The following is a 12,095-nucleotide window of genomic DNA, read 5'->3' as shown; positions in this document are numbered from 1 at the left end:
CGGTCTAGATGTACTGACCCGAGAGGTTAGGTACGCGGCTGGCGGGGGGTTGTCCTCCGAGTGCGGTGTGGCCGCGGTGGTGATTGTAGGTGTGCAGCCAGATGGCGAACTCCGAGCAGCGTTCGGCGTCTGTGCGATAGAGCCTGACGTAAGCCCATTCGTCGGCCAGAGTGCGGTGAAATCTTTCGACTTTGCCGTTGGTCTGCGGTCGATAGGGGCGTGTGCGACGGTGCTCGATGTCACCGAGTGCGTCATGGAAAGCGTGGGAACGGTAGCAGGAACCGTTGTCGGTGAGGACTTTTCGCACGGTGATCCCGTGGTGGGAGAACCAGCTGTTGGCGCGCCGCCAAAACCCGGCGGCGGTCTCTTTGCGTTCGTCAGCCAGGATCTCGCTGTAGGCCAATCGGGAATGTCCATCCAAAGCGGTGTGCAGAAAGTGGTATCCGCGCACTGGGTTGCGGTGGTTGTTGGTCAGACCGGTCTTGTCGGCTTGGGAGTTGCGGTGGCCCATTGATCGGCCGACCATGCGCCATCCTCCGCCGGCGGGGATCTTGCCAAGCTTCTTGACGTCGATGTGCACCAGGTCCCCGCAGCGGGCCGGTTCCATGCGCCGGATCACCCGGCCGGTGGGCCGATCCAGCCAGCTCAGCTTGGCCAGGCCGTAGCGGGTCAGTACTCGGTGCACGGTAGACGGATGGATTCCGAGCAGATAGCCGATCCGCGCCGGCCCCCACCGGCGGATAACCCGCACCTTGATGATGCGGCGCTCGGTACGAGTAGGAGTCTGGTGGGGGCTGTGATGCGGACGTGAACTGCGATCAGCCATGCCAGCTTCACCCAGTGCGCGGTAGCGGCCAGCCCACCGCGACGCGGTGGTCACCGCCACCTGGAATCGTTCAGCCGCTCGCCGAAGCGGCCAGCCGTCCTCGACGACGCAGCGGGCCAGACGCAGACGCCCAGTTTCCGACAAAGGGGCATTACGGTGGGACACGAAGACCTCCGAGGTGAGTTGGTGCGTTCCTAGACAGCTCGCACTTCACTCGGAGGTCTTCGTCATGTCACCACGCCACGCCGTCACCAACGTCCGTGGTCAGTACATCTAGATCAGCGACGATCTCGATACGCCGCCCAACCGCGGCCGGGTGCACCGAGTAGTCGTTGGCATCCAGGCGGATGTAGTGATCCCGCGGCAGCCGCGAGGAGCTTCGCCACCCGGTGCTCGGCGCCACCGGCGGCAGTGCCAGCATCGCCGCGGTATCGGCCCCTACCCGATCGGCCGGCCGGCACCCCAGAACCCGATGCTGGCGGTGGTTGGCCCGCACCAGCCAGTCCTGCAGTTGGGCGTTGAAGTCCTCTGGCGAGGCGAAGACCCGGCTTAATAGGAACGCCCGCTCCAGGTAATCATGAAAACGCTCCACCAAACCCTTGGCCTCGGGGTCAGCGGGCTTGCAGATCAGCACCTTGGCCGCCAGGGTTCTCCGGAAGCTGTGACAGGCCGCGGTCAGCTCCGGTTGGCGGGCCCGCCACCGGCCGATCGCACCTTCGCCGTCCCACACCAGCACCCGGGGCACCGCACCCAACGCCGAAAGCAGTTGCCACCAGCCGGCATACAGATCCTCCGCACCTCGGGTGGGAATCAGCACCGCCGAGGCCCACCGCGAATACCCGCACACCGTGGTCAACACCGGCAGTGCGGTGGCAGTGCGAACCTGGCCGTAGCCCACAGGCACCACCACGTTTGGGAACCAGAAGTCGCACTGGGCGATCTCCCCAGCCGTATAGGTGGTGCGTGAGGCCGGATCCGGCGGGATATACAGCGGCCGTAACTCCGCCACCTTCGCACTCAGTGTGCGGATCGAATACGACTACCCGATCCGCTCGGCGATCACCGTCGCCTGCATCCGCGGATACACCTGGAGCAACTCCCGAATCCGAGGCTCAACGACATCGGCCACCGACCCCTTGACCGCCCGCTGGTATTTAGGTGGCCCATCGCACGCCAGCGCCGACTTCACAGTGTTCCGGGAAATCCCCATTACTCGCGCGATCTCCGAAATCGGTAACTTCTCCGACCGCCGCAACCGCCGGATCTCTGCCCAATCCTCCACGCTCAACACCCGCTTCCTCCTTGGCCCATAGGCCAAGGCTCTCTAGGAAGCTGGTCAATTTTCAGTTGCCGCGCACTGGTCAGTATTCAGTTGCCGCCGACAACCATCTCGAACGACACCTGCCTAAATCTTCTGGAGTCTCTGCCCAGTAATGCTTGCCATAGTTTGACCTAGCGCCAAGCCGGTTTTGTCGGGGTCGTCTCCATCGAAGACGATCGGAGGTGCGTAAGGGAACAGCGTCTGCCACCGAGGAGCGGTCGTGATTCCCTTGCCTGGAACCAAGAGGAAAACCTCGCTAATTCCCGCCTCCTTGAACTCGGCTCGACCAACCGCCTCACTGGATGGAAGGTCCCCGAATACCCCGTCTGACAGCAGCACCAACGAGACGGTGCAATTTGTGGGAACCATGGCACGCACCGCTCCGATCAATGCAGCTAAAGAGGTACCGTCCGTCGGCCCTGGCGTGACACCCATTGTCGGCCGGCCAGAGACCGCAGTAGGTGGCATCGCCGCGAAAGCATCCCCGCTGAAAACTAAAACCGCTAGCTCGTCGTCTCCGCGCAGATTCCGCGGAGCCCACGTCAACAACTGGACCAGAGCCTGATCTCTCGGTCGGACGAACTTTCGCATGGAGCCGGATTCGTCGCTCGCGATGATTACACGCACGCATCCAGGCCCCCGTTCACCAACGAGGACAGTGTCGTTCAACGACTTTGGAGCGTCACGTCCGACAATCCACCATGCCAGGCCACCAACCAGCAGCAGACAGGCCAATAGCGCGGAAAGACGCCACCAGGAGAGCTTTTGAGATCCGCCCAGCGGACGCAAATCGCGTGCAGGCTTAAGGCTGTGAACCACCGACCGACTCTCTATCCGGATCTACTGGGCTGACATTCAACCCGAGAGGACATTCGGGCGTACGTCAGTTGCGGCAGCCTTACCATTTGCTTGAGGCGACACCTTATCCAGCCGAGACATGTCGTGCGGTTGCGGGGCACTCGCTCCGCCAAGTGCTTCTGCAGTCGCGAGCCCGCGATGAACAGTTCTGACGAGGTCGGCACTGTGGTCACGGCGCTCTTGCTTCGGGTCCTCCGGGGGACGAATGACTTCCAATCGCGCAATCGCGAGACGCAGCAGTCGGTGTGGCAGGAAAACGTGGGAGTTCTCCTCGTCAAGCTGTTCGTCCGGCGCGCCAGCGTTGCGAAGCACGTCGCCTGCCCACTGGCCCTCTGCTTCTGGCCGCTCGCCGGCGTATGGCTGGGTTAGTCGGGAAGCGCGCAGCTTGCTGCCGGGTCTACCCGCATCACCGCGGCCGATGAGAATGGCGACGGTCGCGCTCAGCAACTCCTGATCCGCGTCGTTCTTCAACCTCTCGACCAAAGCCTTGGCTGCGAACCACTTCTTCTGCCACCGTGCCAGCGCATGGGACTCCCGCAGCAACAACCACCAGTCAATCGTTCGGGTATAGCGGGCCTTCCAGCGACGACCGATGCTCGTGCTCTCGGCCGGATCAAACATGAACGCTCGTGTCAAAGCGTCCACGAGAAGGAATACAGCAAATACGACTGCCATGATGGTGCCCGGCGGGTGATCCGCGGCTCCAAACGATGCTGCATCTTCGGCCCGATATCGCCACTCCACGAGGCGAACCGTCGCGAAACAAGCGGCGAGCAACAGAGCAGTGGAGACGACCACAAACAGCCACGCCCAACGCGGCGACTCATTTCCATCGGCCGGCGACCGCAGATAGTGGATCGAGCCCGCGAAGAATCGAGCGGTCATGATGCCGACAACCGGCACCAGCAATGCCATCACCGCCGTGAGTATTCGTGTGACGAACGGCGCGTCGTCCTGTTGGGAACGTCCGAAGATATCGAAGTAGAAGGCGAACTCCGCAACCAGGAGGATGAATTCGGCAAGTAAGACCGTTACGGGACGCACGCGTGGAGTGCTCCGGTCAATCTCGTGAGCTGCCTTCGACTGAGCGCGAGCAGCCTCCTGCTCCTCGTAGGCCAGCAGCGCCCGCACCGAAGCGCCCGTCTTGAATCTGTCGACCCGAGCATTGGCGATCCGGTAGCGGCGTTCCGCATTCTCTACGCGATTGACAGCGCGGATGAGCTTCCTTCGGCTCTGTGAATCGACACGCTGCGACGCACCGAGTTGAAGCGCTAGCGCCGCTCTCTCGAAGTCGTGCGTCTCTGCGACCGACCGGTCAATCGTGTTGAGCTTAACCACCATCGCCTTGGTGGTTGCGTCATCACCGAGAATCTCCCGCCGACTTTCCAGCCACCGTGGTACCCACCGAGTCAATAGTCTCGCCCCTCCTTAACCACAAGCAGCCTCGCAAACCAAAGACCCGGATCGCGTCTCCACCACCAGCCTGGACACGAGTCCACCGCTATCATGTGGTGCTGGTCCTGATTACGCAACCGTTTGGCGTGTAATTCAGCCGAATGTTCGATACAGCGTGCTAAACAGCCAGACCAGCAACTAAGCTGGCTCGATCCTCTAGCTTAGTGGGAAGGACGCCAATCCTATGGGTCGTGTCGCCAGAACTAGTGGGTTTGATGACCGATCGAATTGGCGCACCGTCATCGCATTCGTAATGTGTTTTGTTGCGCTTGCCGTATCCGGATGTGGCAGCAGCAGTGGCGGCGGCCAGGGGGCTACTCACTCAGGGGAAGCAAATCCAGATGACGCAATATGCGCTGCCGCCAAGAAGGAAGCTGCAAAACCGGACGCGTTGCTCGTGTCGCTCGTCGTAGATCGGACCGCTTCTGCCAGAACCGACCTGAAGCAGCCACCCGACCTGGCCGCGACCGTCGCCAAAGTTCAGGAGAAGGGACTCACCGAACACAAGGGTTCGCAAATTCAGACCGTCGCGGTCAGCGGAAGTTCCGAATTTCCGCCGATCAGCCCACCACTCAACCTGGATCCACGGCCGACGGACACAAGCCAGAACGCCGACAGCGTTAGGGCAAAAATCCTAAATGACTGCGTTCCGGGCCTGTTGGCGTCTGATGGAGAGTCACCGAAGGGCAGCAACACCGATCTGATCGGGGCATTGCTTGCAGCACAGCAACAGAAGCCCGCAGAAATCCTCGTTATCTCGAGCGGCCTAAACAGCTCCCCGGTTATCGACCTCCGGACGCCGCCTACTGACCCGTCAACTGCCGCGACCTCGGTGAAGGCTCAGGTACCCGACTTTGCCAACTGGTCCATCCCCGTTATCTGGTACAACCTCGGCGAGCCGAATCCGCCGTTGAGCGCCGAAGACCGAGATAGAACCATCGCATTCTGGAAGGAACTCCTAGGCGACAAGTTGACGATCGATACACGGGAATAGCTCGACGCCAGCACAGATAGTCTGTCGGCCGCTGACTGGCGCATCTGGCTATATCGATACCCGGTGTCAATCACGCCGAAAACAATCCGTCGGGTCTGGCTTGAAATCCACTCTGCTGCAAGCAACCTCGGCCCTTCTACAGCTGAATCACAGAAGGCCGAAACTCCACTGGCAACCGCAGCATGTCCAGATGGGGTTTCGTTAGACGTTGGGCTAAGGCGACGCATGCCCCACTGCCTGTTAGTGCTCTATCCCATGTGATTGATACCGGCTTTTCTTGGCCAGAGCGGAGTCGCATCTCAATCTGTGCTTCAAAAGCTGAACGGTAGAAGAGATTGTTGAGCAAGCTGCCACATTCGACAAGCCGCACACCGCTCGCCAACTCGTCAGAACTCAGGCGCCGACGAACCGCAACGGCAGCCACGTCGGCAAGGTCCTCTGCGGCACCTTTAACTAAGTTCTGGGCCGCGAGATCGCCCCTCTCGGCAGCGCCACAGACACTTACGGTGAAGCGGGCAATCTCAGCCTTCATCTCGGGGTCCGCGATAGCCAGGTCCCGCATCTTCGCAATGAGACCGCGATGGTCGCTTGGGCGCACACCATAGGCCTCACGAAGCCGTTGCAGCAGCACCGAGTCGGTTCCGGCCTCATAGTCACGGAAAGCGCAGCGGATCGCATCTAGACCGATCCAAAAGCCACTACCGTAGTCACACGCGACCCACTCGTGCCCGCCAGCCTGATGCATCACGCCGTCCGATGAACGCACGATGACGCTTGATCCGGTCCCAGCGATGATAATGCCGTTAGCTTCACTACCAAGCAGTAGCGAGACCGCGTCATTTCCTGCACCCACAGCGACAACACAATTCGCGAGTGTGGGACCCACTTCTAGAATCGCAGTGTTGAATTCATCGCGGGTCCACGGTGTATAACCTGCCGCGCTAATCCACACATAGGTCGGCAGTTCTTCAGCGCCGATCTCGTCAAGCTTAATGGCAAGAGGAGCCAGCACTCTGCCTACTACCTTTGGAATCAAGCCGGGATCAAGGGCTCCCGATAGGCTCTCGCCCGCCTCATAGCTCGAACGACGTTCATGGCCGTTCTCGCCCCTTACTAAAACCTCGACATTGGTTCGAGTACCGCCGGAATCTACACCTACGAAAACACCAGGAATCACTTGATCACCAGCCACTTGCCGTTGGCTATGAGATCGCCCCGATCACAGAGTTCACCAATAGCGTCATCCACATCCTTCGCCGAGTAGCCCTGCGCGCAGAAGTGTGACCTGAGTTGAAGTCGGCTTGTTTGGCCGTCGACCCCTTGGATGTTGCGAGCACGCCGATGGACTAGACCCACCAAAGCCTCGTCGAATGACGTCTTCGAATCTGGCAATCGCTCTTCCCCGCCAATATTGTAGATCGAGCTTCTCAGGGAAGCGAGCTCGCGTTCGAGTTCCGCATTGTGGGCTTGAGCAGATTTCGTATTACGGCGTTCAAAATAGAAGCCGGACAGCAATCCAAAGACGACGCCCAACACAGTGGTGACCACGTCGTGCCACAATTTTCCGCCTCCAACCGACTGAGTTGCACCCGTGCTCAACAATCCTGCCCCCACATCAGCGTAATCGCGATCCGAGTTGAAGGTCTTCAATTCCAAGTCCCCCAGGCGGATTCCTACGAACAAGACCATCGATCCGCCAGCAAGCGCCCTCTCAACTCCAGGAGGCACCGGTGTCGTTACCCCCTATCAACACCAAGTCAGTACGAGGTATCGATCGACCAGCGCGGTTGCCGCAAGGCAATGAGCCACCGGTTCTCGATGGTCTAGTAGTCCACATCGCAGGAGTCTCGACGGCTCCGGAACTCAACCAAGGAGATCGCATGAAGAAGAAGATGATCACCGCCGCCATCGTGCCGGCAGTACTCGCAGGAAGCTTGGCGCTGGCAACTCCCGCTGAAGCCACCACGGGGGGATGTAAAGACGGCCGCTGCAACATCTACCTATCGAAAGCCGAGACGAGGCAGATGGCGAACGGGATGCAGTTCATGGACATCGCAATGGCGGCAAAAGGAAACCCCGTGCTGATCGCGGCAATCACGACGATGATATTCGGACACCAATTGATTGCGTCTCAGTACGCCAATCGCGGGTGGTGCTCGAAGTTCTCGGTTTCCATCTATCCCTGGGAGAACCAGGGTTACCAAGGTTACCGATGCTGACGGACGATAGCCGGTAGACCTGCCATGCCCGACAACGAAAACGGCGCCCACCCGAAGGTGAGCGCCGTTCTCGTGTTGGTACTAGGTACTCAGATCACTTGATGATCTTGGTAACCCGGCCGGCGCCGACGGTACGGCCGCCCTCGCGGATCGCGAAGCGCAGGCCCTCGTCCATGGCGACGGGCTGGATCAGCTTGACGGAGATGTCGGTGTTGTCACCGGGCATCACCATCTCGGTGCCCTCGGGGAGGGTCACCACGCCGGTCACGTCCGTGGTCCGGAAGTAGAACTGCGGACGGTAGTTGTTGAAGAACGGCGTGTGCCGGCCGCCCTCATCCTTGGACAGGATGTAGACGCTGCCCTCGAACTCGGTGTGCGGGGTGGTGGTGCCGGGCTTCACGATGACCTGGCCGCGCTCGACGTCCTCGCGCTTGACACCACGAACCAGCAGACCGACGTTGTCGCCGGCCTGGCCCTGGTCGAGCAGCTTGCGGAACATCTCGACACCGGTGACGGTGGTCTTGGTGACGCCTGGGCGGATGCCGACGATCTCGACCTCTTCGTTCACGTTGATCACGCCACGCTCGACGCGACCGGTGACCACGGTGCCGCGGCCGGTGATGGTGAAGACGTCCTCGACGGGCATCAGGAACGGCTTGTCGGTCTCGCGGACCGGGTCCGGGATCGACTCGTCAACGGCGTCCATCAGCTCTTCGACGCTCTTGACCCACTTCGGGTCGCCTTCGAGCGCCTTCAGCGCCGACACCCGGATGACCGGGGCGTCCTCGTCGAACTCCTGGGCGGCCAGCAGTTCGCGGACCTCCATCTCGACGAGCTCGAGGAGCTCTTCGTCGTCGACCATGTCGGACTTGTTCAGCGCCACCAGGATGTAGGGCACACCGACCTGACGGGCCAGCAGCACGTGCTCACGGGTCTGCGGCATCGGGCCGTCAGTGGCGGCGACCACCAGGATCGCGCCGTCCATCTGGGCGGCACCGGTGATCATGTTCTTGATGTAGTCAGCGTGACCGGGGGCGTCCACGTGGGCGTAGTGCCGCTTGTCGGTCTGGTACTCGACGTGCGAGATGTTGATGGTGATACCACGCTGACGCTCTTCGGGCGCATTGTCGATCTGGTCGAATGCGCGCGACTCGTTCAAATCGGGGTACTTGTCATGCAGAACCTTGGTGATTGCTGCAGTCAGCGTGGTCTTGCCGTGGTCAACGTGACCGATGGTCCCGATGTTGACGTGCGGCTTCGTCCGCTCGAACTTCGCCTTCGCCACTTCTGTGTCCTCCTGGACTGTGTTGGTGCTTTTAAAGCAGGTTGTTGTTTTTCAGTTGTGTGGTCTGCCAACGCGGCCGGGCTACTGCCCGGTCGCCTTGGCGATGATCTCCTTCGACACGTTCGCCGGAACTTCGGCGTACGAGTCGAACACCATGGAGTAGTTCGCCCGGCCCTGGGTCTTCGACCGAAGGTCGCCGACATAGCCGAACATCTCCGACAGCGGCACCTGCGCCTTGACGACGCGCGCACCGCTGCGCTCCTCCATGGCCTGGATCTGACCACGGCGGGAGTTCAGGTCGCCGATCACATCACCCATGTAGTCCTCGGGCGTGGTGACCTCGACGGCCATGATGGGCTCCAGGATCACCGGCTGGGCCGCGCTGGCGGCCTTCTTCAGCGCCTGCGAACCTGCGATCTTGAACGCCATCTCCGAGGAGTCGACGTCGTGGTACGCGCCGTCGAGCAGGGTGACCTTCATGTTCACCAGCGGGTAGCCGGCCAGCACGCCGTACTGCATGGCGTCCTGGGCGCCGGCGTCCACCGACGGGATGTACTCACGCGGGATGCGACCACCGGTGACCTTGTTCTCGAACTCGTAGGTCGCACCGTCCTCGCCGACGAACGGCTCGAGGCTGATGATGACCTTCGCGAACTGGCCGGAACCACCGGTCTGCTTCTTGTGGGTGAACTCGACGTTCTCGACGGCCTTGCGGATGGTCTCCTTGTAGGCCACCTGCGGCTTGCCGACGTTGGCCTCGACCTTGAACTCGCGGCGCATCCGGTCCACCAGGATGTCCAGGTGAAGCTCGCCCATACCGCCGATGACGGTCTGGCCGGTCTCCTGATCCAGGTGCACCTTGAAGGTCGGATCCTCTTCGGCGAGCTTCTGGATCGAGAGGCTCAGCTTCTCCTGGTCGCTCTTGGTCTTGGGCTCGATGGCGACCTCGATGACCGGATCCGGGAACGTCATGGACTCCAGGACGACCTGATCGTTCGGGTCACACAGGGTGTCGCCGGTGGTGGTGTCCTTCAGACCGATGACGGCGTAGATGTGGCCGGCACTGGCGCTTTCGACCGGGTTCTCCTTGTTGGAGTGCATCTGGAACAGCTTGCCTAGCCGCTCCTTCTTGCCCTTGGTCGAGTTGATCACCTGAGCGCCGGAGTCGACCTTGCCCGAGTACACCCGGACGTAGGTGAGCTTGCCGAAGAACGGGTGGGTGGCCACCTTGAAGGCCAGCGCGCTGAAGGGCTCGTCGACGGCCGGCTTACGGCTGATCTCGACGTCCTCGTTGCCGGGCTTGTGCCCGACGGCCGGCGGCACGTCCAGCGGCGACGGCAGGTAGTCGATGACCGCGTCCAGCATGGGCTGCACGCCCTTGTTCTTGAACGCACTGCCGCACAGCACGAGGTAGGCCGAGCTGCTGATGGTCAGCTTGCGCAGGGCACCCTTGATCTCCTCGACGGAGAGCTCCTCGCCACCGAAGTACTTCTCGAGCAGCGCCTCGTCGGTCTCGGCGACGGCCTCGAGCAGCTTGGTGCGGTACTCGTCGGCCTTCTCCTGCAGATCGGCCGGGATGTCGACGACGTCGTACTTCTCGCCCAGCTTGGTCTCGGCGCTCCAGACCTTGGCCTTCATCTCGACCAGGTCGACGACGCCGGCGAAGTCACCCTCCGAACCGATCGGGATCTGGATCGGGATGACGTTGGCGCCGAGGCGGTCCTCCATGGTCTTCACGGAGAAGTAGAAGTCCGCGCCGATCTTGTCCATCTTGTTGACGAAGCAGATGCGCGGGACGTCGTACTTGTCGGCCTGCCGCCAGACCTGCTCGGACTGGGGCTCGACGCCCTCCTTGCCGTCGAAGACGGCGACCGCGCCATCGAGGACACGAAGGCTGCGCTCCACCTCCACGGTGAAGTCGACGTGGCCGGGGGTGTCGATGATGTTGATCTGGTTTTCGTTCCAGAAGCACGTGGTGGCAGCCGAGGTGATGGTGATACCCCGCTCCTGCTCCTGCTCCATCCAGTCCATCGTGGCGGCGCCGTCGTGGACCTCGCCGATCTTGTAGCTGATCCCGGTGTAGTAGAGGATGCGCTCAGTCGTCGTGGTCTTGCCGGCGTCGATGTGCGCCATGATCCCGATGTTGCGGACCTTGTTCAGGTCAGTCAGCACGTCCTGTGCCACAGAAGTCTTCCCACTCTTTCGCTTGCGTGATTGCTGTCAGTTGCGCCCGTGCGCCGAGGCGTCCAGCCCTAGGGCCGGGCGCCCGGTGTCACCAGCGGTAGTGCGCGAAGGCCCGGTTCGCCTCGGCCATCTTGTGGGTATCCTCGCGTCGCTTGACGGCGGCACCCAGGCCATTGCTGGCGTCCAGGATCTCGTTGGCCAGCCGCTCGATCATGGTCTTCTCGCGGCGCTGCTTGGAGAAGCTCACCAGCCAGCGCAGGGCCAGCGTGGTCGACCGGTCCGGACGGACCTCGACGGGCACCTGGTAGGTGGCACCACCGACGCGGCGGCTGCGAACCTCGAGGGCCGGCTTGACGTTGTCCATGGCGCGCTTGAGGGTGACGACCGGATCGGTGCCGGTCTTCTCGCGGGCCTGCTCGAGCGCACCGTAGACGATGCGCTCGGCCAGCGACTTCTTGCCGTCCAGCAGCACCTTGTTGACCAGCTGGGTCACCAGCTGCGACCCGTACACCGGGTCATTGACGAGGGGACGCTTGGGAGCGGGGCCCTTGCGCGGCATTAGCTCTTCTCCTTCTTGGCGCCATAACGGCTGCGGGCCTGCTTGCGGTTCTTGACACCCTGGGTGTCCAGCGAGCCGCGGATGATCTTGTAGCGGACACCGGGGAGGTCCTTCACACGACCACCACGCACCAGCACCATCGAGTGCTCCTGCAGGTTGTGGCCCTCACCGGGGATGTAAGCGGTGACCTCGACCTGGCTGGTCAGCTTCACGCGAGCGACCTTGCGAAGCGCCGAGTTCGGCTTCTTCGGGGTGGTGGTGTACACGCGGGTGCACACACCACGGCGCTGCGGGCTGCCCTTGAGGGCCGCGGTCTTCACCTTGGCGATCTTGTCGCGGCGACCCTTGCGGACCAGCTGCTGAATGGTTGGCATCTACCGGCTTTCTGTCTCTC

The 12,095-nt window shown here is 61.8% G+C and carries 10 protein-coding genes and 1 pseudogene; 2 read left to right on the top strand and 9 right to left on the bottom strand.

The window, feature by feature from the left end; all coding sequences use genetic code 11:
* Positions 1-4: 4 nt before the first annotated feature.
* From BN3385_RS07335 to BN3385_RS07315, 3 genes and pseudogenes are all read right to left on the bottom strand, one after another.
* Positions 5-991: an IS481 family transposase gene (locus BN3385_RS07335; protein WP_059015898.1), complete on the bottom strand. Its 987-nt coding sequence runs from the start codon at positions 989-991 to the stop codon at positions 5-7.
* Positions 992-1,097: 106 nt separating this feature from the next.
* A pseudogene (gene istA, locus BN3385_RS07330) lies at positions 1,098-2,117 on the bottom strand (IS21 family transposase); the annotation flags it as partial.
* Positions 2,118-3,002: 885 nt separating this feature from the next.
* A complete protein-coding gene (locus tag BN3385_RS07315; protein ID WP_059015894.1) occupies positions 3,003-4,346 on the bottom strand; it encodes a hypothetical protein in 1,344 nt (447 codons plus the stop codon).
* A gap of 298 nt (positions 4,347-4,644) precedes the next feature.
* On the opposite strand from BN3385_RS07315, the gene BN3385_RS28050 reads away from it, so the two are divergent.
* Positions 4,645-5,454, top strand: coding sequence for a hypothetical protein (locus tag BN3385_RS28050; RefSeq protein ID WP_156432621.1), 810 nt, complete (start codon positions 4,645-4,647; stop codon positions 5,452-5,454).
* Positions 5,455-5,590: 136 nt separating this feature from the next.
* Here the strand turns inward: BN3385_RS28050 and BN3385_RS27510 are convergent, their stop codons facing one another.
* Positions 5,591-6,646, bottom strand: a complete 1,056-nt coding sequence (locus BN3385_RS27510; protein WP_082690317.1) for a BadF/BadG/BcrA/BcrD ATPase family protein — start codon at positions 6,644-6,646, stop codon at positions 5,591-5,593.
* Positions 6,628-7,110 (bottom strand): hypothetical protein, encoded by a 483-nt coding sequence (locus BN3385_RS28045; protein WP_156432620.1) that lies wholly within the window; start codon positions 7,108-7,110, stop codon positions 6,628-6,630. The genes BN3385_RS27510 and BN3385_RS28045 overlap by 19 nt, the downstream gene beginning before the upstream one ends.
* 224 nt (positions 7,111-7,334) lie before the next feature.
* On the opposite strand from BN3385_RS28045, the gene BN3385_RS07305 reads away from it, so the two are divergent.
* On the top strand, positions 7,335-7,673 hold the full coding sequence (locus BN3385_RS07305; protein ID WP_059015892.1) for a hypothetical protein: 339 nt from the start codon (positions 7,335-7,337) through the stop codon (positions 7,671-7,673).
* A gap of 94 nt (positions 7,674-7,767) precedes the next feature.
* Here the strand turns inward: BN3385_RS07305 and tuf are convergent, their stop codons facing one another.
* From tuf to rpsL, 4 genes are all read right to left on the bottom strand, one after another.
* Entirely contained in the window at positions 7,768-8,958 is a 1,191-nt protein-coding gene (tuf, locus tag BN3385_RS07300) for an elongation factor Tu (RefSeq protein WP_059015891.1), read from the bottom strand.
* An 81-nt stretch (positions 8,959-9,039) separates the two neighbouring features.
* Positions 9,040-11,142 carry an elongation factor G gene (gene fusA / locus BN3385_RS07295; protein ID WP_059015890.1) on the bottom strand — a complete coding sequence of 701 codons (2,103 nt, stop codon included), beginning with the start codon at positions 11,140-11,142 and terminating at the stop codon, positions 9,040-9,042.
* Positions 11,143-11,230: 88 nt separating this feature from the next.
* Entirely contained in the window at positions 11,231-11,701 is a 471-nt protein-coding gene (gene rpsG / locus BN3385_RS07290) for a 30S ribosomal protein S7 (RefSeq protein WP_059015889.1), read from the bottom strand.
* A complete protein-coding gene (gene rpsL / locus BN3385_RS07285; RefSeq protein ID WP_007167812.1) occupies positions 11,701-12,075 on the bottom strand; it encodes a 30S ribosomal protein S12 in 375 nt (124 codons plus the stop codon). Before rpsL ends, rpsG begins: the two co-directional genes overlap by 1 nt.
* Between the last annotated feature and the right edge of the window lie 20 nt (positions 12,076-12,095).

Origin of the sequence: Mycobacterium sp. M26 (genome assembly GCF_001494595.1) — a bacterium.
Classification (GTDB): domain Bacteria; phylum Actinomycetota; class Actinomycetes; order Mycobacteriales; family Mycobacteriaceae; genus Mycobacterium.
Note: the sequence above shows the minus strand (reverse complement) of the source record. Positions and strands in the feature narration are given on the sequence as shown.